The sequence below is a fragment of the Paenibacillus sp. FSL H7-0756 genome, assembly GCF_038006765.1.
Lineage (GTDB): Bacteria > Bacillota > Bacilli > Paenibacillales > Paenibacillaceae > Paenibacillus_AQ.
Window position 1 is genome coordinate 427,249 of the sequence record NZ_JBBOVT010000003.1, and the last position, 25,683, is coordinate 452,931.

The 25,683-nt window shown below is 53.4% G+C and carries 18 protein-coding genes; 11 read left to right on the plus strand and 7 right to left on the minus strand.

The features are described 5' to 3' along the window. Nucleotides 1–86 precede the first annotated feature (86 nt). Nucleotides 87–863 carry a polysaccharide deacetylase family protein gene (locus tag NST04_RS27725; RefSeq protein ID WP_341187139.1) on the minus strand — a complete coding sequence of 259 codons (777 nt, stop codon included), beginning with the start codon at nucleotides 861–863 and terminating at the stop codon, nucleotides 87–89. Between the two features lie 192 nt (nucleotides 864–1,055). On the opposite strand from NST04_RS27725, the gene NST04_RS27730 reads away from it, so the two are divergent. The 3 genes from NST04_RS27730 to NST04_RS27740 all read left to right on the plus strand — a co-directional run bounded on the left by NST04_RS27730 (nucleotide 1,056) and on the right by NST04_RS27740 (nucleotide 5,073). Then, on the plus strand, nucleotides 1,056–2,465 hold the full coding sequence (locus NST04_RS27730; RefSeq protein ID WP_341187140.1) for a deoxyguanosinetriphosphate triphosphohydrolase family protein: 1,410 nt from the start codon (nucleotides 1,056–1,058) through the stop codon (nucleotides 2,463–2,465). A 203-nt stretch (nucleotides 2,466–2,668) separates the two neighbouring features. Continuing rightward, a complete protein-coding gene (locus NST04_RS27735) occupies nucleotides 2,669–4,453 on the plus strand; it encodes a methyl-accepting chemotaxis protein (protein ID WP_341187141.1) in 1,785 nt (594 codons plus the stop codon). A gap of 335 nt (nucleotides 4,454–4,788) precedes the next feature. Continuing rightward, nucleotides 4,789–5,073, plus strand: coding sequence for a hypothetical protein (locus NST04_RS27740; RefSeq protein WP_341187142.1), 285 nt, complete (start codon nucleotides 4,789–4,791; stop codon nucleotides 5,071–5,073). A 279-nt stretch (nucleotides 5,074–5,352) separates the two neighbouring features. On the opposite strand, the gene NST04_RS27745 is transcribed toward NST04_RS27740, so the two are convergent. Further along, the gene (locus NST04_RS27745) at nucleotides 5,353–6,309 is read right to left on the minus strand and encodes a D-2-hydroxyacid dehydrogenase (RefSeq protein ID WP_341187143.1); all 957 of its coding nucleotides are present in this window, start codon (nucleotides 6,307–6,309) and stop codon (nucleotides 5,353–5,355) included. A 90-nt stretch (nucleotides 6,310–6,399) separates the two neighbouring features. On the opposite strand from NST04_RS27745, the gene thpR reads away from it, so the two are divergent. Beyond that, nucleotides 6,400–7,005, plus strand: coding sequence for an RNA 2',3'-cyclic phosphodiesterase (thpR, locus tag NST04_RS27750; RefSeq protein WP_341187144.1), 606 nt, complete (start codon nucleotides 6,400–6,402; stop codon nucleotides 7,003–7,005). A gap of 83 nt (nucleotides 7,006–7,088) precedes the next feature. Further along, nucleotides 7,089–7,991 carry a cell wall hydrolase gene (locus NST04_RS27755; RefSeq protein ID WP_341187145.1) on the plus strand — a complete coding sequence of 301 codons (903 nt, stop codon included), beginning with the start codon at nucleotides 7,089–7,091 and terminating at the stop codon, nucleotides 7,989–7,991. A 201-nt stretch (nucleotides 7,992–8,192) separates the two neighbouring features. On the opposite strand, the gene NST04_RS27760 is transcribed toward NST04_RS27755, so the two are convergent. After that, a complete protein-coding gene (locus tag NST04_RS27760; protein ID WP_076157134.1) occupies nucleotides 8,193–9,389 on the minus strand; it encodes an MGDG synthase family glycosyltransferase in 1,197 nt (398 codons plus the stop codon). Nucleotides 9,390–9,687: 298 nt separating this feature from the next. On the opposite strand from NST04_RS27760, the gene NST04_RS27765 reads away from it, so the two are divergent. The 3 genes from NST04_RS27765 (at nucleotide 9,688) to gltB (ending at nucleotide 17,822) form a co-directional block, all read left to right on the plus strand. Then, nucleotides 9,688–10,263: a TetR/AcrR family transcriptional regulator gene (locus tag NST04_RS27765; protein WP_036693681.1), complete on the plus strand. Its 576-nt coding sequence runs from the start codon at nucleotides 9,688–9,690 to the stop codon at nucleotides 10,261–10,263. 233 nt (nucleotides 10,264–10,496) lie between these two features. Next, nucleotides 10,497–12,851, plus strand: coding sequence for a YhgE/Pip domain-containing protein (locus NST04_RS27770; RefSeq protein WP_341187146.1), 2,355 nt, complete (start codon nucleotides 10,497–10,499; stop codon nucleotides 12,849–12,851). Nucleotides 12,852–13,226: 375 nt separating this feature from the next. Then, nucleotides 13,227–17,822, plus strand: a complete 4,596-nt coding sequence (gene gltB, locus NST04_RS27775; RefSeq protein WP_341187147.1) for a glutamate synthase large subunit — start codon at nucleotides 13,227–13,229, stop codon at nucleotides 17,820–17,822. 298 nt (nucleotides 17,823–18,120) lie between these two features. On the opposite strand, the gene NST04_RS27780 is transcribed toward gltB, so the two are convergent. Both NST04_RS27780 and NST04_RS27785 read right to left on the minus strand, forming a co-directional pair. Continuing rightward, nucleotides 18,121–19,053: an IS3 family transposase gene (locus NST04_RS27780; protein WP_340750729.1), complete on the minus strand. Its 933-nt coding sequence runs from the start codon at nucleotides 19,051–19,053 to the stop codon at nucleotides 18,121–18,123. A gap of 5 nt (nucleotides 19,054–19,058) precedes the next feature. Further along, on the minus strand, nucleotides 19,059–19,373 hold the full coding sequence (locus NST04_RS27785; RefSeq protein WP_340750738.1) for a helix-turn-helix domain-containing protein: 315 nt from the start codon (nucleotides 19,371–19,373) through the stop codon (nucleotides 19,059–19,061). Nucleotides 19,374–20,310: 937 nt separating this feature from the next. Between NST04_RS27785 and NST04_RS27790 the strand changes: the two genes are divergently transcribed. Together NST04_RS27790 and NST04_RS27795 are read left to right on the plus strand one after the other, a co-directional pair. After that, nucleotides 20,311–21,237, plus strand: coding sequence for an ABC transporter ATP-binding protein (locus tag NST04_RS27790; RefSeq protein WP_341187148.1), 927 nt, complete (start codon nucleotides 20,311–20,313; stop codon nucleotides 21,235–21,237). After that, entirely contained in the window at nucleotides 21,230–22,018 is a 789-nt protein-coding gene (locus NST04_RS27795; RefSeq protein ID WP_341187149.1) for an ABC transporter permease, read from the plus strand. Before NST04_RS27790 ends, NST04_RS27795 begins: the two co-directional genes overlap by 8 nt. 51 nt (nucleotides 22,019–22,069) lie before the next feature. Here NST04_RS27795 and NST04_RS27800 read toward each other — a convergent pair whose 3' ends face one another. Further along, a complete protein-coding gene (locus tag NST04_RS27800) occupies nucleotides 22,070–22,519 on the minus strand; it encodes a bactofilin family protein (RefSeq protein ID WP_341187150.1) in 450 nt (149 codons plus the stop codon). 29 nt (nucleotides 22,520–22,548) lie between these two features. After that, nucleotides 22,549–23,826, minus strand: coding sequence for a M23 family metallopeptidase (locus NST04_RS27805; protein WP_341187151.1), 1,278 nt, complete (start codon nucleotides 23,824–23,826; stop codon nucleotides 22,549–22,551). A 277-nt stretch (nucleotides 23,827–24,103) separates the two neighbouring features. Between NST04_RS27805 and cls the strand changes: the two genes are divergently transcribed. Beyond that, nucleotides 24,104–25,534 carry a cardiolipin synthase gene (gene cls / locus NST04_RS27810; protein ID WP_341187152.1) on the plus strand — a complete coding sequence of 477 codons (1,431 nt, stop codon included), beginning with the start codon at nucleotides 24,104–24,106 and terminating at the stop codon, nucleotides 25,532–25,534. The last annotated feature ends 149 nt before the right edge of the window (nucleotides 25,535–25,683 follow it).

Here is a 25,683-nt window from a genome sequence, read left to right on the forward strand (position 1 = left end):
CAGATTCACAAATAGCCTTATTAGGATAGCCTTATTATGCTCAAGACTACCTTATTTTGTGAACCTGTGCAATCCGGGGAGGCCCCCTAATAGGTTATATGCCGGTCCGTCTTCGCCTGCTGTACATCGGATAACTCAATCAGCTCCGAGACGGTCACGAACCGGAAGCCCTGCTTCTTCAGCTCAGGCAGAATAATCTTCAGCGCTTCCTTCGTCTGAGACGGCCCGTGGACATGGTCGTGGAAGAGGACAATATCGCCGCTCTTGGCATTGCGGATGACCCGGCTTGAGATGTTCCAGACGCCGGGGCGGTTCCAGTCGCGGGTGTCCTGATGCCAGGACCACAGTACGGGCTTCAGGCCCATGCTGTTGGACACATCGATCAGGGTCTCGTCATACATTCCGCCCGGCGGTCTGAACAGGCTGCTGTGCCTGCCGGATATCTTCATAATTTCCTGCTCTGTCAGCGCGAGCTCCTCCTGAATCTGCTTCCCGGAGACCGGCTTTTTGAAGTAGACATGGTTATAGGTATGGTTTGCCAGCTCATGTCCTTCATTAATTACGCGTCTGGCGACATCGGGATATGCGGCGATCCGCTTGCCAATCGCAAAAAACGTGCATTTCGCATCGTACTCATGCAGCACCTCCAGAATGCTGTCCGTCTCCAGGGGGTCCGGACCGTCATCGAAGGTCAGCGCAATCACCTTCTGGCTGGTGCGCACTTCCCAGATCATATCTCCGCGCTCCTCATAGTAGTAGCGGTTTTTTGCCTTATTCGGACTGCCCAGGGCCAGATCGGAGGGGCTATGCATCAGCGCCAGTGCTGCAAGAACTGCGGCGGTCATTCGGGTGGCTGTTCTCATGGCTCTCAGATTCACTCCACACTTGTTTTTATAAGCGGTTCCTGCTGCTTAAGTCTTAGAATGCTCTATCCCCCTTGGATGCTATGCATTTATAACAGCCCGCAGGGCGATTTGCATTTTAGAGTGAAAGTTCCGGCGGAAATGACTTATAATAAGTTACTAAATACAGATCAAGGAATAGGGGCAGCGGAGATGACACTGATTGAACAAAGAGAGCATAGACAATATCCCGAAATCACGAAGCTGGAGACCTCCAGAGCCGCATATGAACGCGACTATTCGCGTCTGATCCATTCGCCGACCTTCCGGCGGCTGCAGGGCAAATCCCAGGTGTTCGGAGCCGGAACCGGGGATTACTACCGGACGCGCCTGACCCACTCGCTGGAGGTAGCGCAGATTGCCCGTGAAGCGGCCAAGAGTCTGCTGCGTTCTTACCCGGAAGTAGAGACAGGAGCTGCGGAGAATCCGGGTCTGGTCATTGATCCCGAGGTCGTGGAATGCGCGGCAATCGCCCATGACTTCGGACATCCCCCGTTCGGGCATAAGGGAGAAGAGGTGCTGGACAACCTGCTGGAGAAGCTGGTTACCCGCAAGACGGTGGAGGCGGTAGCTAAGTCCGGGGCAGGACCCGTTCAGCAGCAGACGATTCATGAGAGCATGAAGCGCAAATATGAGCATTTTGAAGGCAACGCCCATAACTTCCGCCTGATTATGTTCCTGGAGAAGCGCGAGAATATCGACGGCCTGAACCTCTCGGATGCGGTGCTGCTGGGGATTAACAAATATCCTTTTCCCGGGACGGTGCTGAAGAAGGGGATGTATCTGCACGAATGGGAGTATATCCACGAGATCCGCACCCAGTGGGGAATTCCGGCCGGCAAAAAAACGCTGGAAGCGCAGCTGATGGACCTGTGTGACGATATTGCTTATTCGGCGCATGACCTGGAGGACGGCATCAAAGCCGGGAAGATTGAGGTGCATGAGCATTTCATGCATGACGATTATATCCAGCGGCTGATTGTCGAGAAAATCACCACGCTTGAGGATGCCTTTTGGTCCGGCTGGAACAAGTCTGCGATCCGCTTCAAGGTGGAGGAGGTGCTGAGTTCGTTCCTGCGGGTGTGGAAGGAGAAGATGCCTACCTGTGAGAATGACTATTCCCGCACCCGCCGTGAAGTCAAGGCCTATTGGGTCAGTACCTTCGTCGCGAGCCTAGGCGTGATCGGGGACGGGGACTGGAAGAAGGTTACCTTCATTAAGGAAGGCAGGGAGGATGAGGACATGCTGCGGACCGTCAGTGTGCTCAAAAGCTTCGCCTGGGTAACGATGATCCGCGATTTGCGCGTGCAGCGTCTGCAGAAACGGAGCGAGTGGATACTGCGGCGGCTGTGGGAGGCCTTCCTTGATCCCGAGACATCCCGGAGTATCATCCCTTCGGACTGGCTGCAGCGGTTCGAGAAGGACCAGAAGTCGGCCAGACCGATCTGGACCTGGGAGCATATGGTGACGGATTATATTGCCGGAATGACGGACGCTTTTGCCGAGAAAATCTACAATGAGCTGTACGGACTGAAGGTCGGTTCGATATACGATCTGGATTAAGCTTGTTATAGTAGGAACTTTATCTGTCAGCCCTTTGGGCTGGCAGGTAAAACCTTACATCGGGAGAAACATGTAAATTTTTAATCGTCTGCTGCCGACATAGTACATATAACCTATTTTTTTTTTGCTTTTTTTATGAAAATAAATGTAATCAGATGGAAAATGGTGTAAACATCCAGACATTATCAAGGGGGCACACAGGTGTGGGTATAGGTCAGCGACTGAAGAATTTGTTAGGAAAAGGGAGAAAGAGAGCAGGCAAGAAGCAGCAGGCGAAGCTGTCCAGCGGCGGAAAAAGCATTGGCTTCAAGATCGCTTCCGGTTATGCGGCTCTGGCTGTATTCGTTCTGATCAGCGGCGGGGTATCTCTCTATCAAATGAACGGCATGCAGAATAATACCGAAAAAATCATTAATCACATCATCCCCGAGTTGAATAAAATTCATAATGTCAATTACCTGACAGAGCATGTTATGGCACTCAGCCTGCAGCATATCCTGAGTACTGACAGTGCGGACAAAAACGCCCTTGCGGAAGAACGGTCCGAATTCATCCGTAAAGTGTCGGATACCTTTAAGGAATATAAAGCCAATCTGAAAGGAGACCAGGAGCTGAAGCAATTACAGTCGCTCGTCGGGAAATGGGGCGAGTTCCTGACGGTCAACAATCAGGCGATCCTGCTCAGCAGCTCCAATGACGAGAAATTAGCTCTGGAGGTATCGCAGAAGGGAATTGACGCTTTTAATTCCATGCAGGTGGATCTGGATGCGCTGGTAGCACACAGTCAGAAGGATGCTGAGAATGAGGGTGAAATCTCTGCGAAAATTTTTAATACCTCAGTCACTTTAAATATCGTGACTGTGCTGGCTGCGCTTCTGGTGATCGGCTTGACGAACACGGTTATCCGCAGAACGATCATCAATCCGCTGAAAAGGGTAACTGCGCAGCTGCAGCAGATCTCCAGCGGGGATCTGACGGCGGAAGAGACGCTGATCCGCAACAAGGACGAGATTGGCCTGCTCGCCAAGACCGTGAATGAAACGAACCGTACGCTGCTCGAAATGGTCAGCCAGATCCGAAATGTATCCACTATTATTTCGGAGCAGGGCGATGAGCTGATGCATCGAATTGCCGATACGAAGGAAGGCAGCAGCCAAATCGCGCTGACGATGGAAGAGCTGGCCACAGCCTCCGGAAGCCAGGCCGAAGCAGCGGTGGATGCCTCCAAGGCGGTGGAGGAGCTAAATACGTTAATTGAGAATTTTGCCGGCAAAGGCACGGATCTCTCCAATCATTCCGAGCAGGTACGGCAAAAGGGTGAAAAGGGCCGGGCACTTATGGAAAGCTCCGTAGCGCAGATGAACGAGATTGCCGATGCGGTCTCGCAGTCCATGGATACGGTAGAAGAGCTGAACCGCAAGAATGAAGGCATCTTCCATCTGGTGGGGGCCATCCGGAGCATCTCGGAGCAGACTCATCTGCTGGCGATCAATGCTGCGATTGAAGCGGCACGGGCCGGTGACAGCGGACGCGGCTTCGCCGTTGTCGCACAGGAAGTACGGAAGCTGTCAGAGGATGTGCAGCGGACGGTCTCGGAGATTACAGAGATTACGCAGGGCATCCAGCTCGACTCCAGAACCATGGTAGAGCAGCTGCGCGGCGGAGTAGTGAAGACGGAGCAAGGCAGCCGGCAGATTGTCGAGACCGGTGATGCCCTGGCTGAGATCAACAGCTCGGTCCGCATGATGGCCGTGACCATCGACGAGATGGGCCAGGACCTGCAGCAAATGACCGGTGCCAGCGAGACCATGAACGAGTTCAGCCAGCATATCTCGGCACTCTCCCAGGAATCCGCGGCAGGTGTCGAAGAGACCTCTGCTTCTGCACATGAGCAGCTCAGCTCAACCACCGCTGTGGCTAACGGCATCGCGGAGCTGAAGCTGCTGCTTACGGAGCTTCGGGAGTCGGTAAGCCGATTTAAGGTGTGAGGGGGATAGATTGAAGTGGTAAAATTTCGGGGATTAGGGATACGCCGTGACTGCAGAGAATGTTTGGACTTCCGGCCGCTGTTGTTCCCGGATTTCTTGGATTGAACCGCAGCAGCGGTTGAAATCCGGGAACAAAGGCGGACGCTGTCGCTCCTACAGTTCCAAACTTCTCTTCCGCCACTGCTCCCTAATGGGGAAATTTCAAGTTCAATCTATTGAGGGATGGAAGTATATAAAGAGCCTCTGCTTAGTTCAGCAGAGGCTCTTTATTATGCGTGAATTCGTGAATCACTGAATGAACTGAATTGCTGAATTGCTGAAATTAGTTAAAAGAGTTGAACGAGCTGAGCATTTATCGACATGTGGTGCTGTTGCTGGTGTTGGTGCTGATGTTGGTGTTGGTGCTGGTGCTGATGCTGGTGCTGGTGCTGGTGTTGGTGCTGGTGCTGGTGTTGGTGCTGGTGTTGGTGCTGATGTTGGTGCTGATGCTGGTGCTGGTGCTGATGTTGGTGCTGGTGCTGGTGCTGGTGCTGATGCTGATGTTGGTGTTGGTGCTAATGAGTCCGCTTGGAATCCTGCACAATTTGCAACATTTACCTGATCAATATGAGGTGAATTGAGAGATTGTTGTACAAATGTCAGCAATTCTTATCCAGTTGGCAGATGAACAGGATAATTCCTGCATTTCCTGCAACATTCCGCTCGAACAGCCCAAATTGGGTATACCCGAGTTGCAATATGTGCAACATTTGGCCGCAAGGGACCGTTAGAACTCTAAACTGTGAGTCAATCCACCAAGCTACGGCCAACCAACCACGACTTGTCCACCCACCAACACGCAGCCTGCAATCCCAATAGTCCGCTAAACCGCCACCCGCCAGCTCAGCTCTGCAAGCAACCTAATACTGGCGGCTGTAGTCTACCAGGTTGCGTGAAGGTTTGCCGGTATCCAGGTAGGCTTTCATGTTCTGCACGAAGATATCGACTACCCGGTCGGCATAGCGGTCGGTCACCCCGGCACAGTGAGGGGTGATGATGACCTGCTCCATGTCCCATAGGGGGTGGTCTTCCGGCAGCGGCTCGGTCTCAAAGACATCAAGGCCCGCTCCGGCCAGCTGGCCGCTATTCAGTGCAGCGATCAGATCGTCCGTATGAGTGGTCACGCCGCGGCCAATATTAATATAGTATGCCCCCCGCTTGCAGGCAGAGAAGACTTCAGCATCGAACAGGCCGCGGGTTTCGTCGGTGAGCGGCAGCGTGTTGACCACGAAGTCCGCTCCGCGGACGGAGTCCTTCAGTTCCCCGGTGGTGAAGATCTGGTCGAAGCCCTCCACCGGACGCCCGGAGCGGCTGACGCCGATTGTCTTCATCCGGAAGGCCTGGGCGATTCTGGCGGTCTCGCTGCCGATCGCTCCGGTTCCGGCGATGACGATCGTCTTGCCGGTCAGCTCGCTCTCCTGCCCGTCCGAGTGCCAGCGGCGGTTCTGCTGGTTACGGATGGCCGTGTGCATGTTACGTGTGAACATCAGCATGAAGCTGAGGATGACTGCAGTAATCGGCTGCGCATGCACACCGCTGGCGTTCGTCAGCAGAATTTCGCGCTCTTTCATGGCTTCCAGCGGAAGCTTCTCTACTCCGGCGGACCAGGCTTGTACCCAGCGGAGCGGCGAGCCCTGGCGCAGTACGGTGTCACGGATGCCTTTGCCCCAGCCGATAATAATCTCTGCGCCGGCGAGCAGCTCCAGATCAGGGTTTCTGGAATCTCCCAGGGTAAGTGTGTACTCTGGTGCAGCGGCGCGGATCAGCTCCTGTTGAGCAGAGGAGAGCTGCTGCATACAAACGATGGATTTAGTCATGATGGTTCCCTCCTGTTCTACATTTCAGTAGAGAAATGGACGATAAGTATAGATAAGCATAACAAATCTGCCTGGAAAGGTGAAATTCGTATGAACCATTTGGACCCGGAGCAAGAAGTAGAGCGCCTGTTCGTTGCGGTGCCGTTGCCTGATAGGCTGCTTGAATATTTGAAAAATGAGTCTGCCCATGTGTCGTCCGGACTTAAATTTGCCAGATGGACACATTTTAAAGATTTCCATATTACGCTTCAATTTCTTGGAGATACTCCCAGGGAAACTATTCCAGCTCTCTGTGAGGCACTATGGAAGGTTGCACGCTCAAGCAAAGGCTTTCAATTGAAGCTCGGTGAATGGGGCACCTTCGGTCTTCCAGATTCGCCAAGAGTGCTCTGGGCGGGGGTTACCGGCGAATTGGAGCCGCTCTTGGAGCTGCAGCAAAAGGTGGTTTCAGCGACACTTCCCCTAGGATATACTCCTGAGATGCGAACGTACAATCCCCATTTGACTGTGGCCCGCAAATATCGCGGAGAAGATCCGTTTACGCTGGAGCGGCTGGAAAATTTACGGATGGAGAAGCACCCCTCAGACCAAGTACTTCCAGACATAGGCTGGACGGTAGATGCTTTTGTGGTGTATGCTACCAGGATGCATGCCATTCCTATGTATGAAATGACTGAAAAATTTACATTTTTCTAAATATAAAATCGACAAGAAAGTTTTCAAAGCTTCCATTTTCGGTTACATACAATAGGAATGTGCCGTAAAATAGGAGGTAAAACATGTTGATTTTCAAACAGAGCCGCTATATTGCGCTGCTGGTTGGTGTAATCCTAGTGTCTTTCTCAGCGATAAGTTTGATGAACCCCGAAGGAACTGCTGCTACCGGGGAGAATGTAATAGAAATAGGTAAGCTTAACTCTGCAAGCCATCAATCGGTAGAGCAGCTTATTCCGCAAGCCGCATCCGTCCTGCACAGGACAAGCCATTCAGCCGAAAATAGTACACCCATGCTCTACACCACAGCTGCCAAGCCGGTCCATACCTGGACCCGCACGGTGAGTGCAGGATGGATAAGTCCCGAGAAGCTGCAGCACAAGAGTGCGGCTAAGCCGGCTTCCATTGTGACTAAGCCTAAGGTAACTGTGGTGAAAGCATCGCCGCCAGCGGCGCAAGCGCTGAAGATCGCGGCAACGGGGACGAAGAGTGTGAAACCAAGCAAGGCTGTAACTCAGCAACATCCCCCCGCAACATTGTTCTTCTCCCGGACCAAGCTACTACCCAAGGAGCAGCAAGCTGAAGCTACCTGGAGCTACGCCGTATCCGGAGAAGACCTGCATCTGCTGCAAAAAATCGTCATGGCAGAGGCAGAAGGCGAACCGTACAAGGGCAAGGTGGCAGTTGCCAACGTTGTTCTAAACCGGCTGCGGTCAGCCAATTTTCCCGACACTATCAGAGAAGTCATTTATCAAAAAAGGCAGTTCAGTCCTGTGGCAAACGGGCGTCTTAAACGCGTGAAGCCCAATGCGGACAGTATTAAGGCTGTGAACGCAGCGCTTATGGGGGTCAAAGAAGTTACGGATGACACCTATTTTTTCCTGTCGCTGACGCTGGCACAGGATCTGACCGTGCATCATTCACGGACACTCGCCAAGACCATCGGCAATCATACCTTTTATAAATAAGGATTCTTCCGTAAACAAAAAGATCTTATACACCAGACGCTATACGTCTATTCAGTTACAGCTATTTGACGCAGCCGGAAGACACAACCGTACTGCTGACTCCGATGCCTTGTCAGGTCCGCGGAGCGAAAAGAACCTCCAGCCCCATTTCTATGGGCTGGAGGTTCTTTTGCACCTTCGTATGAATATCAGGATAAGGGCTTATGGTGTGACATAGACGGCTTCTTCTCCCCGTACCTTGGGCGGAGGGGCGCTCCACGCCTCGGAGAAGACGGCTTCTGCAGCTGGCTTGCCTAGCATCTTAAGAATGGTGGTGGCGCAGTGCTGCGGCTGCTGGAGGTCCGGAGAGCTTTTGCGCTTCTTCGGTCCTCCGAATCCGGCATATTCGCTCAGGAGCATGGAGAACCATTTGTCCACGACGCCCGGATCAAGCATCTCGGCGAGCCCCAGCTCGACGAAATACTGGCTGTTCTTCTCTTCCTGGCCGGGGATGGCGTTATAGAACAGCATGGGAATACCTTTGGCCTGGCCTTCCGTGCAGGTCATTCCGCCGGGCTTCGTGATCAGCAGATCCGAGGCATCCATCAGCTTGTTGATCTCGCTGCTGTACCCAAGAATCCTTACGTTGGGATGGTTGAGCAGGGGGTTGGCCTGCATTTTGGCTATAGCCTTGTCGTTGCTGCCCATACAGAAGATAAGCTGGATCTCATTGATCCGGGCAGTGAGCGAGTTCATAATATCCTTGCCGAACATCAGGCCCCAGCCGCCGCCCATAATAAGCGCAGTCGGGATGTCAGCGAGCCCCAGCTCCTTCCGCAGCTTGGTCTTACCCTGGGACTCCCAGAACTTCGGATGCACGGGAATCCCGGTCACCGTTACCAGCTCGGAGGGTACGCCGCGTCCCGTAAGAATGGATTTGACCCTGGAGGTCGATACCAGATACCGGTTGGCTTCCGCATTCACCCAGCTGCCGTGGGCATCATAATCTGTAATCAGCGTATAGAACGGCACATCAAGACCCTGGCGCTTGAGTCTGGAGATGACCGCAGCAGGAATCGGATGAGTACAGATAATCAGATCCGGCCGCAGCTGCTCAATGACCTGAGAGGCATGGGTATAAAAAATCCGGTGAAGGGCCAGCTTAGTCAACCGGTTCAGTGATTTATGATATTGGGTCTTATACATCATGCCGACCAGCTTCGGCTGGCTGCTGACAGTTTTGCGGTAAGCGGAAAGAATCCAAGGAGCGACCGTAGGATTCAGGAATTTTCCGAGCTCGAAGACCCGGCACTGAACATCAGGGTTCAGCAGTCGTATTCCTTCAGCCAGAGCATAGGCTGCCCCTGTATGGCCCGTGCCGAAGCCTTCCGAAAACAGCAGTACTCTTTTCTTTCGCATAAGTTCACCTGCAACTTTCCATTATAGGTAGGTTTGTTAGATAGCTTCATAAGTCCGTCTGCGGTTACTCGCGTACATGCTTCTCCTAATATTATACTAGGGATTTTGCTTCTTTTCTCACATTATACAAATAAGACGTAAATAGAAAGTTAAAACACTGCAATAAAATAAAAAAATTTAGCAAAAGTATTGCAAAGACATAGGCAAAGTGATAAAGTTGGTCTTGACCGAGTGACCGGATTAGTAAATTGGTCAGAACGGGAGTTACAGACGATCCTTCAGGAAAGGGAGTGTATGAATGGCTGTGGTAGATCGAAGGCAGCAGGTGCTTCAGGCGGCGACGAAGTCTTTTTCATTATTCGGGTATAAGGCAACAACGATGGATCAGGTCGCCAAGATTGCCAATGTCGGCAAAGGGACGATTTACACCTTTTTTACGAACAAGGAACAGTTATTTGATGAAATCCTGCGGGACGTCATCATCGAGATGAAAATGATCGCCGAGCGGGAGATTAGGCGTGATAAGCCGTTTTTTGATAATCTGCACCGTGTGCTGGATGCCCTGCTGGAATTTCGAAGCGAACACGAGCTATTCATCAAGCTGTCCCAGGAGAGTCTGGACTTCGGAACGCCGCAGGCTGGTGAAGGGCTCGACAAGATCGAGAGTGTGGTGCTTGAATATCTGGAACGGGAGGTGGAGCAGGCCATTCGTCAAGGGGAAATCAAACCCTGCGATCCCCAGATTGTGTCGGTGGTAATGTTCAGGCTATATATCGCGCTTACTGCTGAACTGAGCAAGGTACATGTGCCGTTGACCAAAGAACAGATCAAGCATTATTTTCATCTGTTTTTGGCAGAGGGGCTGTCACAGTAGAAGTTAAGTCCGGTATAGGGATGGCGTTTCGCACTGCTGCGCTTTCCCTGAATGGAATGGATGGGCTGAGGCGGATGGTACTGAATTAGGATAGACCCATTTTTTTTGCTCTTGATTGACCGAATGGGGAAAACAGTCATCTGGTGTTACTGTAACATTCACGAAACTATCATTTCAAAGCAAGTCACCGTATTTTTCAAGAGAGAGCATATGATCATAAGGAGAGAACCAGAATGAAATCTTTATCCGTGTTTATGAAGGATCTTGGCGCGGTATTCAAGAATCCCAAGATGCGTATTTCCATGTTCGCCATTCTATTTATTCCTGTTCTGTACAGCGGATTGTTCCTGAAAGCATTCTGGGACCCTTACGGTAAAATGAACGAGCTTCCGGTAGCGGTTGTCAACCAGGATAAGGGTGCTGATTATGAAGGCACCAAGCTGACCGCCGGAGCAGATCTGGTCACGGAGCTGAAGAAGACGGACGGGTTCAAGTGGAATTTCGTCAGCCGGGAGCAGGCGGAAGCCGGGCTTGCGGACAATACCTATTATATGGCGATTGTGGTTCCGGAAGACTTCTCGGCTAAGGCCACTACACTGCTGGATGCAGATCCGCAGCCGGCCAAGATCATCTACGAGCCGAATGAAGGCTATAACTTCCTGGCAGGCCAGATTGGCGGCACAGCAGTGAAGGATATGAAGAGCAAGGTATCCGCCAAGATTACGGAAGCTTATACCAGTTCTGTGTTTGATAAAATCACCACCATCGCAAACGGTCTGGGCGAAGCCGGAGACGGTGCGACCAAAATCGCAGACGGCGCCACTAAGCTCGATGACGGCGCTCTGAAGCTGAAGGACAATCTGGTTGTCCTGACCGAAGGCACCGGCAAGCTGCTGGATGGTGTAGCGCCGCTTACCCAGGGCGTGAGTGATCTCAATAACGGAGCAGCCGCACTCAAAACCGGCACGAGCACGCTGGCCGGAGGTCTGCAGCAGTTATCCGCAGCACATAAGCAGCTGCAGGATGGTGTGACGCAGTCGGCAGCGGGCAGCAAGCAGCTGAATGCCGGGCTGCAGAAGACGGCAGCCGGAACGGCTTCGCTACAGGCCGGAACCCAGTCGGCTGTAGTCGGTACCGAGAAGCTGCAGACAGGTACGAAGGCGGTTGTAGACGGCAGCGAGAAGCTTGCGGCCGGATTATCTTCCTCCGCCGAGGGCAGTGCTAAGCTTGAAGCCGGACTTACGGCTTCGAAGGACGGAAGTGCCAAGACAGCAGCCGGAGCCAAGGCTGTAGCTGATGGTCTGCAGGCGCTGGCGAAGTCGAATCCGACGCTTGCAGCAAGCCCTGAGGTGCAGAAGCTGCTGGCAGCAAGCGCAGCAGTAGCTGCGGGCACGGAGCAGCTGGACCAGGGTCAACAGCAGCTCCTGAACGGAGCTGCGGCCTTGAACAGCGGCCAAGAGCAGCTGTTGCAGGGAGCAAAGCAGCTGCACAGCGGTTCACAGCAGCTGGATGCAGGTGTAGGCCAGCTGCATGACGGAGCGCAGAAGCTCTACGCAGGCAGTTCGCAGCTGCTGGATGGCCAGAATCAGCTGGCAGCCGGAGCAGCTGCACTGGAGAACGGCGGCGCGAAGCTGACCGCAGGCATGAAGCAGTTCGGCGCGAAGCTGGACGAAGCTGCTGCGGGCGGCGTGAAGCTGGCTGACGGCGGCAAGGCGCTTGAAGCCGGCACCACGAAGCTGCTGGCTGGCGCAGGCAAGCTTGGTAGCGGCCTTAGCTCGGTAGCCGATGGCTCGAAGAAGCTGAGTGACGGAGCAGGGCAGCTGAAGGATGGCCTCGATGAGCTGAAGACAGGCTCCGGTGAGCTGGCAAGCAAACTGGGCGATGCGGCAGCGCAGACCAAATCGGTGAACAAGACCGACGGGCTGGTATCCATGTTCGCCCAGCCGGTACAGATCGAAGAAGTGAAAGTTAACAAGGTGCCTAACTACGGTACAGGATTCGCTCCTTACTTCCTGTCCCTCGGATTGTTCGTAGGTGCTCTGATCTGTACGATTGTTATCCCTATGCGTGATTCCGAAGTCATTGGAGCCAGCCGGTTCAACCGGTTCATGAGCCGTACCCTTACGTTCTCCATGATGAGTGTGCTTCAGGCACTGCTGGCTGTCCTGATTGTCTTGTATGGTCTCGGACTTGAAGTACAGAATGTACCCTTGTTCTACGCCTTCTCTTTCATTACCAGCCTGGCCTTCATGTGGATGATTCAAGCGATTGTTACTTGGCTGGATCAGCCGGGCCGCTTCGTAGTCATTCTGATTCTGATCTTCCAGTTGACTACAAGCGCAGGAACCTTCCCGCTGGAGCTGATTCCTAACTGGATGAAGTTCTTTAATCCGCTGCTGCCGATGACTTACAGTGTCAAAGGCTTCAAGGCAGTAATCTCTACTGGAGACTTCGGATCCATGTGGGCCGATGCAGGAACGCTTGGCGCTTATGGAATAATCTTCCTGGCCCTTACCTTCACCTACTTCATGACCCGTGACCGCGGCAATGAAGCTGTGCTGAAAAGTGAACAAGTTTTGACTGTATAAATCAACAATATTCTTTGTAAAACATACGAACCAAAAGCGTCTCCTAAGGGGGCGCTTTTGGTTTATTCATAAATATAAATAGCTAAAGAAAGTGCCGTTTTCAGTGCGGGAAAATGATTGAAACGCTTTCAATGCATAAGCGCTTATTCGCCATTTATGCATAATTATACATTCGACAGTTTTTTTACGCTTTTATTCGCTAAAGCTGCAATGCAAAAGCAAATGTTAATCAAGCTCATAAAAAAGTTTAAATTGCGCTCATGTCAGCTCGATGATAAAATAATAACACCAATTCTGCCTGAATAATTATTAAGATTTTCCGCTGAAAAATTTTCCTGGAATTCCGTCTACTTTATAATAGAGAGGTTGCATGTGATGAGACACACTGAACTGCCCGGCAAACAGGGCCTTTATGATCCCCAGTTCGAAAAAGACGCTTGCGGCATGGGATTTGTCGCGCATATTAAAGGCAAGCCGTCCCATGATATTGTCAGCAATGCGCTGACTATGCTTTTCAATATGGAGCACCGGGGAGGCCAGGGAAGCGAGCCGAACTCTGGAGACGGAGCCGGCATTATGCTGCAGATTCCCCACCGTTTCTTTGCCGGTGAAGCCGCGAAGCTGGGCTTTGAGCTTCCGGAACCGGGCCATTATGGCGTGGGCATGATCTTTCTGTCTCATAACGACGAGATCCGGGCCAGCCATGAGGCGCTCCTGAGCGAGATTATCGCGGAAGAGGGTCAGCAGGTACTCGGTTACCGCGATGTCCCGACCTTTGACGAAATGCTCGGCAAGACAGCCAAGGCTGCGAAGCCATATGTACGCCAGGTATTTATCGGCCGCTCGGAGGGAATCAAGGATGATCTGTCCTTCGAACGCAAGCTGTATGTGATCCGCAAACGGGCAGAGCTGGCCATCCGCTACGGCGGGGCAGAAGAGGGCGAATCCTTCTATGTGCCGAGTCTTTCCTGCAAGAAGATCGTATACAAAGGCATGCTCACTACCGTACAGGTAGGACAATTCTATCTGGACCTCCAGGAAGAAACGCTGGAATCAGCGATTGCGCTGGTCCACTCCCGCTTCAGCACCAACACCTTCCCGAGCTGGGAACGTGCCCACCCTTACCGCTTCATGATTCACAACGGTGAAATTAACACCCTTCGCGGCAATGTGAACTGGATGCATGCGCGCCAGTCGCTGTTCAAGAGCGAGAAGTTCGGAGAAGACATCAGCAAGGTTAAGCCGGTGGTGAATCCGGACGGCTCCGATACAGCCATGTTCGATAATACCTTTGAATTCCTCTACCTGAGCGGACGCTCCCTGCCCCATGTGGCGATGATGATGGTTCCTGAGCCTTGGAGCAATCATGACAGCATGGACGAGAAGAAGAAAGCCTTCTATGAATACCATAGCACCCTGATGGAACCGTGGGACGGGCCTGCCGCAATGGGCTTTACCGACGGCGTGCAGATCGGGGCCATCCTCGACCGTAACGGCCTGCGTCCTGCGCGATACTATGTCACCAAAGATGATCTGATTATTCTCTCCTCTGAAGCGGGTGTCCTCGACATTCCGGCAGAAGATGTTCTATACAAAGACCGGCTGAGACCGGGCCGCATGCTACTCGTGGATACGAAGCAGGGCCGGATTATCTCGGACGAAGAGGTAAAAGCCGAAATCGCCTCCGAGCAGCCTTATCAAGAGTGGCTGGATGAGCATCTGATCGGCCTCGACCAGCTCCCGGATGCACCGGAGCTGCCGAATCCGAAGCATGATAATGTGCAGCAGCTGCAGCAGTCCTTCGGTTATACCTTCGAGGATCTGCGCAAGGTGCTGGAGCCCATGGCCTCCACAGGCGCCGAAGCTGTCGGCTCCATGGGTTATGATTCACCGCTGGCCGTGTTATCAGACCGTCCGCAGCGCCTGTACAATTACTTCAAGCAGATGTTCGCCCAGGTCACTAACCCGCCGATTGATGCCATCCGTGAAGAGCTGGTAACTTCCACAGCGACTACGATCGGACCTGAACGCAACCTGTTGAAGGCAGAACCGGAGAGCTGCCGGCAGATCTCGCTGGATTCTCCGATTCTCTCGAACGAGGATTTTGCCAAAATCCGTCATGTCCGCCGTGCGGGCTTCAAGTCGATGTCCATTCCGATTCTCTTCCCGGCAGAGCTGGGAGCAGAGGGGCTCAGAATCGCGCTTGACCGGATGAATGAGGCGGCAGACCGCGTCATGGGCAAGGGCCATAATATTCTTATTCTCTCCGACCGGGGTGTGGACCGCGAGAATGCGGCAATTCCGGCGCTTCTGGCAGTCTCCAGCCTGCATCACCATCTGATCCGCTCGGGAACCCGCACCAAGGTCAGCATTCTGCTGGAATCCGGAGAACCGCGTGAAGTTCATCATTATGCGCTTCTGCTGGGTTATGGTGTAAGTGCGGTCAATCCTTACCTGGCCTTCGAGAGTCTGGATGACATGATCAGCCAAGGGCTGCTCCGCGGAATCTCGCATGAGAAGGCTGTGAAGAACTATATCAAGGCAGCTACGAAGAGCGTGGTCAAAATTCTGTCCAAAATGGGAATCTCCACGATTCAGTCTTATCGCGGGGCGCAGATCTTTGAAGCAGTCGGGCTGAATTCCGAGTTCGTAGACCGTTACTTCACCTGGACGCCTTCACGGATCGGCGGGATTGGCCTTGCGGAAGTGGCACAAGAAGCGCTTGCCAGTCATTACCGCGCCTTCACCGACAAAGACGGCAACGATATGGTGCTGGATTCCGGCGGTGAATACCAGTGGCGCAGTGACGGGGAAGAGCATCTGTTCAACCCGCAGACTATTCATCTGCTTCAGCACTCCGTGCGCAGCGGTGATTATGAGATGTATAAGAAATATGCGGCGCTCGTTCAGGGCGAAAGCGAGAAGCACCAGACGCTGCGCTCGATGCTGCAGTTCAAGAGCGTAGGTGCTCCTGTATCGCTGGATGAGGTAGAATCGGCTGAATCGATCATGAAACGCTTCAAGACCGGTGCCATGTCCTTCGGCTCGATCAGCAAGGAAGCACATGAGACGCTGGCCATTGCCATGAACCGCATCGGCGGCAAGAGCAACACCGGTGAAGGCGGAGAAGATCCGGCGCGCTTCCTTACCGATGCTAACGGCGATTCCCGCCGCAGTGCGATCAAGCAGGTTGCTTCGGGACGGTTCGGCGTTACCTCGAACTATCTGGTGAATGCCGACGAGATTCAGATCAAGATGGCACAGGGCGCGAAGCCGGGTGAAGGCGGACAGCTTCCGGGCCGCAAGGTTTACCCTTGGGTTGCTGAGGTCCGCGGTTCAACGGCAGGCGTGGGACTGATCTCGCCGCCGCCGCATCATGATATCTATTCCATTGAGGATCTGGCCGAGCTGATCTATGATCTGAAGAATGCTAATCCGCGTGCGAGTATTAACGTGAAGCTCGTCTCTGAGGTTGGTGTGGGCACCATCGCCGCAGGTGTGGCGAAGGGACGCGCTGATATTATCCTGATCAGCGGTTACGACGGCGGTACCGGCGCTTCGCCGATGAACTCCATCCGTCATGCCGGACTGCCTTGGGAGCTGGGCCTGGCGGAGACCCATCAGACGCTGATGCTGAACAATCTGCGCGACCGTGTCGTGCTTGAGACGGACGGCAAGATGCTTAGCGGGCGCGACCTCGCGGTAGCCGTTCTGCTGGGTGCTGAAGAATACGGATTCGCTACTGCACCGCTGGTAGCCGTAGGCTGTATCATGATGCGTGTATGCCAGATGGACACCTGTCCGGTGGGCGTAGCTACGCAGAACCCTGAGCTTCGCAAGAACTTCATGGGTGATCCGCAGCATGTGGTGAACTTCATGACCTTCGTGGCACAGGACCTGCGCGAGATTATGGCAGAGCTGGGCTTCCGGACGATTGAAGAGATGGTCGGCCGTACCGATTGCCTGGATGCGGTTAAGGCATCCACACACTGGAAGAAGAAGGGCGTCGATCTGAGCAGCCTGCTGCACATTCCGGCTATGCCGGAAGGAAGCACACGCTTCCGCAGCAAGTTCCAGAACCACGGTCTGGAAGAGACCCTGGATATGACCCATCTGCTGGATATTGCTGCACCTGCGCTTGAATCCGGTACGGCAGTGGAAGCCTCCCTGCCGATCACGAACGTGAACCGTGCCGTAGGTACGATTCTCGGTAGTGAGCTGACGCGCAAATACGGCGCAGCCGGATTGCCGGATGATACGATCCGGCTGCATTTCACCGGATCAGCGGGACAGAGTCTGGGCGCATTCGTACCAAAGGGGATCACCATTACCGTTGAAGGCGACTCGAATGACTATGTCGGCAAAGGGCTGTCCGGAGGCAAGCTGATTATCCGGCCTTCACGCAAGGCCACCTTCGCGGCAGAAGAGAATATCATCATCGGAAATACGGCGCTGTATGGAGCGACCGGCGGCGAAGCTTACGTGAGCGGCATTGCCGGTGAGCGGTTCGCAGTCCGCAACTCCGGGGCCAATGTAGTTGTTGAAGGCGTGGGTGACCACGGCTGCGAATACATGACCGGCGGCCGTGTCGTTGTACTGGGTACAACGGGCCGTAACTTTGCAGCAGGGATGTCGGGCGGTATCGCTTATGTCTACGATCCTGACAATACCTTCATCAAACGCTGTAACCTGGAGATGGTACTGCTGGAGCGTGTAGAGGAAGCGGACGAAATCGCCGAGCTGCATGCTATGATCAGCCGCCATACCCAGCATACAGACAGTAATGCGGGCCGGGCGATTCTGGATTCATGGGATGAGGCTCTGCCGAGATTTGCCCGTGTGATTCCGAAGGATTACAAACGGATGCTGGAGCAGATCCGTAAGGTGGAGCAGAACGGCCTGACTGGTGAAGCTGCGCTTATGGCTGCTTTTGAAGCCAATATGCGCGAGCTTGCGCGTGTGGGCGGTTAATATTCTACATTTCATAAGTGATGTGCTTCTGCATTAACGGAGCGCATTGTCAATTCAAGAGGCCACCTCTTTCCTATATGGAAAGAGGTGGCCTCTTAGGTTTTTCTTACAGGAAATTAGGGTCTCCTCTGATGGTGATAAAGTAAGCATAACGGGGCAAATGTATGCGAAAACAGTAAGTATCCGGTACACGGGGCCCGCGCTGGCCCAATGTAATCGGTTTTTCGATTACATTCGGTGCGACCCCCTTATCCCGGAGTCCTCCGTATCAAATCGGTACTTGTCGTAGAAATGCTCTTTATTTCGCTTTTTCTCTCGGCCAGAAGAAGCGGGAGCGGTCTTCTTGGGTCAGGACCCACTCCGCAAACGTAGCTGGCGGCATGTTCCGAAGGCTCGTATGCATTCTGCGGTTGTTGTAAAAGTCCATGTACCGGTCCACCGCTTCATAGGCCTCTTCGAACGTGTCGAATGCCTCTTTGCGGAACAAATCCCGATCGATATTACTGTGGAACGATTCAATAAAAGCGTTTAAATCCGGCGTTCGAGGCGGAATGCGTTCATGGGTCATTTCCCAGCTTTCACACATGTCGCCAAACAGGTGGCTGACAAACTGTGGGCCGTTGTCGGTGCGGATCACCGGGCGTGCGCTGTCAGGGGCGCAGTGTTGCTCCATGGCGCGTCCCAGCGTCTGGCAGGCGTGCTTGGCCTCACACGACGATCCGCGGTGGTAGCCGACGATGACACGGGTAAACACATCGATAATGCTCAGGACAAAGAAATGCCGGTCGCGGCCCGCCACGTACCCGTACTTAATGTCCATTTGCCAGAGCTGGCCTGCTCCGGTAATGACCCGGTTCTCCGGCAGCTTCCGGGGATGCTTAAAACGCTTGTGACGCTGCGGCTGCAGGATATCCAGCGCCTGACACAGCCGGTAACTTTTCTTGTGATTGAGCTTTAAACGGTGCTGGTTCCACAAGCACTTGGCCAGCAGTTTGTATCCGTACACGTGCTCTTCTCCAGCGATTAATTCCAGCAGCCATTCCTGGATTTCCTCGTCGCTAATTTTCGCTCCAGACTCGGTCAGAGAGTAGCCGGGTACGGGTCTTCCGCGCCCCTGGAGTACGGCCTGTGCATCCTGTGACTTGCGTTTCTTACGGTCGTAGTACGTGGACTCTGCGAGCCCGATGAGACGTAGTACCAACGCTGCGGAATATCCCTGCTTAATGAACATCTCGGCTACCTCGATTTTTTCGGATAAGCAGGGGTTGGCTTTTTTAGCAGTTCACGCAGAATCTCAATCTCTAACTCCTTTTCACCGAGCATCTTGACCGCCTTCTCATATTTCTGCTCGACCTCTACCAGGCGCTTCAGTTCCTCTACCTGCTCCTGGGGGTACGGATGATCTTGTTCTCCATGGGCTTCCCGGTAATCCCTCACCCACTGATTCACCGTGGACGGAGTCACCCCATACTTTCGGGCAACCACCGCCGCCTTAATGCCAGATAACACCTCTTGCGCTGCCTTCTCTCTTGTTCCTGTTAAGTGTCCCATACCGTTCCTCCTCCTCCTATCTCTAGTCTACATTTTTGTGGGGGAGGACTCCAACTTCATTAGGGGGCTGTGGAGCATTTCACTCATACGCCCCGCGCTGGCCCAATGTAATCGGTTTTTCGATTACATTTCACTCATACGCCCCGCGCTGGCCCAATGTAATCGGTTTTTCGATTACATTCCGCCCACACGCCCCGCGCTGGCCCAATGTAATCGGTTTTTCGATTACATTTCACTCATACGCCCCGCGCTGGCCCAATGTAATCGGTTTTTCGATTACATTCCGCCCACACGCCCCACGCTGGCCGATTATTGCACTCGCACGCAGGCGCATGGCCCGAATGTATGCGAAAAACAGCATACATTGTGCTCGCACACAGGCGCATGGTCCGAATGTATGCGAAAAACAGCATACATTGCACTCGCACGTAGGCGCATGTTTCGAATGTATGCGAAAAACAGCATACATTGTGCGATCCCGTTCATGCGGTAGGATGATTTTGTGCCAAGCCGTTTCCACTGGCTTTCACTGCATTTCTTTCCTAATTTCAGGGAAAAGGGAAGGTGTGGTAAAATATATAAATGGTTGAAAATGGGTTGTTGATGCAATGATAAGGTTAATAATAGTTTGAACTGAAAAAGACAAGAATAAGATGAGAATAACGGAGGGGAAATTTGGAACTGGAGGAGCGGTAGCGTCCGCCTGAAAGCTTTCCGCAGGAAAGCTCGCTTCGGAAGCATCAGCAGTCAGCGGATTTCAACCGCTGGCGAGCGGATTAAATCAAGAAATCTGGTGACAACAGCGGCCGGAAATCCAAATGTTCACCGCAGTTACGGCTAACATCTACATTAGCTTCTCTTCAGTTCTGCTATGAAAGCACCTTATCCGAAAGCGCAAGGCCCGTTTCACACCAAACCGACGAAAGGAAGTGAAGTTATGCCGAATACGGCAGAAGTGGTGAAGCCCGTAGCCAGCCTGATAGGAGTCACCAAAAAGATCGGCTCCAAAACGCTGATCAGCGACTTGACACTCGACATTCCACCCGGGCAAATCTTCGGATTCCTCGGGCCGAACGGAGCCGGTAAAACCACTACCATCCGTATGATGGTAGGACTTATCTCCATTAGCCGCGGGGATATCCTGATCTGCGGACGAAGCATCAAGGACCATTTTGAAGAGGCCATAGCCAACGTGGGGGCCATCGTAGAGAATCCCGAAATGTACAAGTTCCTTACCGGATACCAGAATCTTCGCCAGTACGCCCGCATGGTGCCTGGCGTGACCAAAGAGCGCATCAATGAAGTAGTGGAGTTGGTAGGACTTAGCCAACGCATCAATGACCGGGTCAAGACCTATTCCTTGGGGATGCGCCAGCGGCTGGGTGTGGCCCAGGCGCTGCTGCACCGCCCGAAGCTGCTGATTCTGGATGAGCCGACCAACGGACTGGACCCGCAGGGTATCCGCGAGCTGCGTGATTATCTGCGCAAGCTGTGCCAGAGCGAGGGGACAACCGTGTTTGTTTCCAGTCACCTGCTGTCTGAGATGGAGCTGATGTGCGATAGTGTGGCGATTATCCAGAACGGCCGCCTGATCGACGTGAAGCAGCTTAAGACGGTCGGGGATGCAGCGGTACCGGTAAGCCAGACCTTCTTCGAGGTAGATAATCCTGAGGCTGCATTGGCGCAGATCGGCCAAGGCGTGATCATGGAAGGCGGAATAGCGGTAGAGGCGGTTCGGGAGGAGATTGCCGAGCTGAATGCCAAGCTGGTAGCTGCCGGGATTAAGGTCTACAGTATCAAGGCGTTGTCCCGTTCGCTTGAAGATCAATTCTTGGAAATTACAGGAGGTGAAGGCATTGGGTGAGTTCGCTTCTCTCATACATAATGAGAATATCAAAATATTCAGACGTCTGCGGACATGGATTATGCTGGTTCTGCTGGCACTGATGAGCGCGCTGTTTCCGGCGCTAATTCATTTCACCACGAACGGGAGTAATGTAGTCGGGTTATGGGACAGCTTCCGGACCACCGTAACCATCGCATTTTTCCTGAATACCATCTTCACAGCTTTAGTGGCTGCCGACTCTGTAGCTGGCGAGTTCACCTGGGGAACGATTAAGCTGCTGCTGATCCGCCCTTGGAGCCGCTCCAAGATTCTGCTCTCGAAATATATTTCGCTGGTCATCTTCAGTCTTGTCAGCACAGGCGTGCTGATCCTATTCGGCTATGGCTCCGCCTTCATTTTCTCTTCCTCAAATGCAGGGAATACCGGGGACATGGTGATGGGCTGGGGGCAAGGGGAATATGTCTTCATGCTGATTCTGTGCAGCTACATTGAGCTGTTCCTGACAGCAGCCATTGCCTTCATGATCTCCAGCGTGTTCCGTTCCAGTGGTCTGGCGATTGTGCTGTCGCTGTCGATCATGTTCACCAAGGATATCTTTATCGCCATCTTCAACCCTGACCGGTATGAGTGGGCGAACTATCTGATTTTTGCCCATATGAATCTTAGCAATTATGTGGTGTCGGATACCGGTCCCGGAGGAGCGACGCTGTGGTTCGCGATTGCCGTCCTGGCTGTGTATTATGTTATTTTCATGGCGGTATCATGGATTGTGTTCCGTAAAAGGGATGTGGCAGCGTAGGAGCAAGAAGGAGCTTGCCAGTGTTAAGCGTACAGGCTGAGAGCTTACGGCTCATGCACCCTCAAGCTTACTCTGCTTGCCCTCTCTGCGCTTACCGACAGACTTCTTGGCAGTGACCGTATGCAGCCCGCCCGCTGTCTCAGGGGCGGGCTGTTCGGTCATGGCCACAGCCCCGTTCAGCAGGCAGCCTTCCGTAATGCTCAGGGAACCAGCGGCAATGTTACCATGCAGCTGTCCCGTTCCGGTGAGAATCAGCTTCCGCTGGGCGGTTACGTCTCCATAGACCTTGCCGGCGATGATGATCTCCTGCGCCTCAATGCTGGAATGGACGGTGCCTTGCTCACCAACCGTCACAGTACCCTCACATAGAATCTCCCCGCTGAAATTCCCTTCAATCCGCAGGTTCGTATCGCAATGCACTTTTCCCTCAAGCGTGCCGCCATGTCCGATCAGGGAGTCGGTTGCCCTCAGCGAAGCACCTGGTTGACGTTTGTTCCACATTCCCGCATTCCTCCTTAATATTCTTGAACCTATAAAGGCTTAACATAATTAAGCGGATTCACCGGCTTGTTCTGCTTCACGACCTGAAAATGCAGATGAGGGCCCGTGCTGCGCCCGGTGCTGCCCAGCATGCCGATCTGCTCCCCTTTGCTGACCCGCTCACCGGGGGTGACCGTCATCTGGTTCAAATGCATGTACCAGGTCTCCAGTCCATTGTCATGCTTGATGATGATATATTTGCCCCGGGCTCCCATTTGTTCTGCGGAGGTAACCACGCCGCCCAGTGCCGCGTATACTGCATCTCCGATATTTCCCGCAATATCAATTCCGGAATGATAAGCAGAGACTCCTTTGAAAGGATCGGAGCGGTAGCCGAAGCTGGAGGTGATGACCTTCGAGCCGGTAGGCCACATCACGGCCCGTGCCAGCCGGGCTTGCTTCTCCTGGGCTTGTTTGGCCTGAAACTCCGCTCTTGTCTTGTGTGCCTCCTCGGCCTGTGTAATCGTGCTTGAGATACTGTTCATCATCTCATCCATGATGCTGTGGATCTCCTCGAAGTCATCCTTTGTCTCCTCAACCAGCCGCTGCGGATCATTCTCGTAGACGGCCACATATTCACCGCCGACCTGCGGATTCGCAGGCAGGCTCAGTGCGGTAGCAGCAGCCCGGATACGGAAGTTGACGGCAGGCGATACAGCGGCAGAGAGAGCTTCCGGCTGTTCCCGGATGAACGGGCCGGCGCTTAACCGGCTGACCTTGCCATAGCTTCCGGCGGCTGCGGTTCCTGCCCCGGCATCAGGCAAATCGGCCACTACCGGCTGGCTGCCTTTGACGGAAGCTGCGGAAGTTGCTGTACCCGCGCTGTAAGTCTTGGCACCAACATCTTCAGTACGGATAGCCGCATTAGAACCGCTGCCGGCAGCAGAAGAGGTGGTCTCCTTGTTGATCAGCGATTGCAGCTGCTCCTCCAGCTCAGTCACACTCTTCAGCTTGTCTTTAATACTCTCCGCTTCCTCCGAGAGCTCGCTTACCTGGCCGCGCAGCTGCTGTAATGCCTGATCCTTATCGGCAACCTTCAGCTCCATGCGGATATTGGTCAGCGATAAGGCGGCCGCTTCAGCCTCCAGCTCTGCGATGGACCGGGAAGCATGCATATGAATGGAGGTGACCAGACTGGAGAGGGAGAGAGCGGCTGCGGCAGGCAGCGCCAGAGCGAAGGGCTTCGACATCTGCAGCTGCTTCACAGGCCGTCCGGCCTCACGCATAACGAGCAGCGTAATCTTTTTCTGACTTGGCTGACTCTTCATAACGTCTCCTTACTGCGGCCATGGCAGCCGCTTGGTATGAACTGACTGAAACCATCTGTCGGGGTGCAGGGGGCTTATCCGATTCGTCCTACTACTCTATGTATTCCATAACTAAGGTGAACATGACAACGGTTTACTTGAATAAAGAAGGAGAGTTAAGGCAAAACCTGTAGTAAGCGCAGGTTTATGCCGCGGCAGACTCCTCATGAAAGTTAGCAAGTGCCGTCTATGCCCGCAGAGATAGTAAGAGTTCATTCAGTTGATCAGGAGGCCCGGAATGAGGATATTTGCCGTTATCTTATGTCTTTTTATTGTGCAGCTTGCCATTATTACCGCTGCAGAATTTCGCCGTCCGCAGCGGGCGCTTGCCTGGATATGTATCACCTTCTGCTGCCCGCCGCTGGGCCTGCTGTTCTACTATTTCCTGGGACGCGATTACTGGCAGAGCCGGAAGCTTGGCAACCGGTGCGTCTCCCTGCTGCGGGAAATCCGTATTCATGTTACCGGCAAGATTCATAAGGTCAAGCAGGCGGAGGATACCGGCAACCCCGGATTTGAACACCGCTCAGAGCTGCTGCACCTGTTCGCTGGACTGGCGGACAGTCCGGTTACAAGCCACAACCGGTGTGAAGTGCTGTCCAGTGCACAGGCAGCGTATAAGTCCATGCTGGAGGTGATGGAAGGTGCGCAGGAGCACATCCATATGGAATTTTATATTTTCCGGGAGGACGGCATCGGCCGGCAGTTCCAGGAGCTGATGATCCGCAAGGTACGCCAGGGGGTGAGGGTGCGCCTGCTGTGCGATGGACTGGGCAGCCATAAACTAAGCAGGGGCTTTGTGAATACACTGAAGAACGCGGGAGTGCAGGTCTATTTTTTTCTGCCTCCGCTGACTGCACTGCCGGACCGCCGCTTCAACTACCGCAATCACCGGAAGATTCTGGTGGTGGACGGACTGACCGGATTCACCGGAGGCATGAACATAGGCGATGATTACCTGGGCAAAAATCCGGAAATGGGCTACTGGCGGGATACGCATCTGCGCCTTGAAGGGGATGCCGTCTATCAGCTGCAGTATGTGTTTCTCAAGGACTGGCGGCTGGCGGCTGGTGATATTATCAGTCATCCGCGCTTCTTCCCGGATCATAGCTGTAGCGGAAGGGATGCCGTGCAGATTGTCGCCAGCGGCCCGGATGCGGCCATAGATGCCACCCAGGAGATGTATTTCGCTTCTATCTGCGCCGCAAGGCAGCGGATCTGGCTGACCTCGCCGTATTTCATTCCCGACCCTTCGATAAGCAGGGCGCTGAAGAATGCGGTCCTTAGCGGGGTGGATGTCAGGATCATCATCCCGGCGAAACCGGATAATAAGCTGGTCTATTATGCCACGCTGTCGTATCTGGAGAATCTGCAGGACGCCGGTGTGAAATTTTACCGTTATACCAAGGGGTTCATGCATGCCAAGGTCATGATTATTGACAGTCTGCTGGCTACGGTCGGCAGTGCCAATCTGGACATGCGCAGCTTCTATTCCAACTTTGAGCTGACGGCGGTGCTGCTCCGGCCGGAGATTATTACAGAGCTGGCTGAGGACTTCAGCAGAGACCTGGAGCAGAGTGAATTCATTGATCCGAAAAAGTTCCGGGAGCGCGGCCGTAATGTCAAACGCATAGAAAGTCTGTGTCAGCTCTTATCCCCGCTATTATGACAGAAAAGATGGCGGAAGCATCGATTATCGAAGGTTATATCAATTTACATGCGTTATTTGACCTTCCTTTATGATATAATGGAGATATAAGAAGAACAGGGGAGAAGGCACAACTGTACGTTCGCTTTCGTATGCTTCTTAGATACACT

Excerpts from the sequence above, each read along its gene's own strand:
- gltB (WP_341187147.1), top strand. The coding sequence starts at position 13,227 with ATGAGACACACTGAACTGCCCGGCAAACAGGGCCTTTATGATCCCCAG.
- NST04_RS27765 (WP_036693681.1), top strand. The coding sequence starts at position 9,688 with ATGGCTGTGGTAGATCGAAGGCAGCAGGTGCTTCAGGCGGCGACGAAG.
- NST04_RS27780 (WP_340750729.1), bottom strand. The coding sequence starts at position 19,053 with ATGTTCATTAAGCAGGGATATTCCGCAGCGTTGGTACTACGTCTCATC.
- NST04_RS27745 (WP_341187143.1), bottom strand. The coding sequence starts at position 6,309 with ATGACTAAATCCATCGTTTGTATGCAGCAGCTCTCCTCTGCTCAACAG.
- NST04_RS27800 (WP_341187150.1), bottom strand. The coding sequence starts at position 22,519 with ATGTGGAACAAACGTCAACCAGGTGCTTCGCTGAGGGCAACCGACTCC.
- NST04_RS27725 (WP_341187139.1), bottom strand. The coding sequence starts at position 863 with ATGAGAACAGCCACCCGAATGACCGCCGCAGTTCTTGCAGCACTGGCG.
- cls (WP_341187152.1), top strand. The coding sequence starts at position 24,104 with ATGAGGATATTTGCCGTTATCTTATGTCTTTTTATTGTGCAGCTTGCC.
- thpR (WP_341187144.1), top strand. The coding sequence starts at position 6,400 with ATGAACCATTTGGACCCGGAGCAAGAAGTAGAGCGCCTGTTCGTTGCG.
- NST04_RS27730 (WP_341187140.1), top strand. The coding sequence starts at position 1,056 with ATGACACTGATTGAACAAAGAGAGCATAGACAATATCCCGAAATCACG.
- NST04_RS27790 (WP_341187148.1), top strand. The coding sequence starts at position 20,311 with ATGCCGAATACGGCAGAAGTGGTGAAGCCCGTAGCCAGCCTGATAGGA.
- NST04_RS27755 (WP_341187145.1), top strand. The coding sequence starts at position 7,089 with ATGTTGATTTTCAAACAGAGCCGCTATATTGCGCTGCTGGTTGGTGTA.
- NST04_RS27760 (WP_076157134.1), bottom strand. The coding sequence starts at position 9,389 with ATGCGAAAGAAAAGAGTACTGCTGTTTTCGGAAGGCTTCGGCACGGGC.
- NST04_RS27770 (WP_341187146.1), top strand. The coding sequence starts at position 10,497 with ATGAAATCTTTATCCGTGTTTATGAAGGATCTTGGCGCGGTATTCAAG.
- NST04_RS27785 (WP_340750738.1), bottom strand. The coding sequence starts at position 19,373 with ATGGGACACTTAACAGGAACAAGAGAGAAGGCAGCGCAAGAGGTGTTA.
- NST04_RS27805 (WP_341187151.1), bottom strand. The coding sequence starts at position 23,826 with ATGAAGAGTCAGCCAAGTCAGAAAAAGATTACGCTGCTCGTTATGCGT.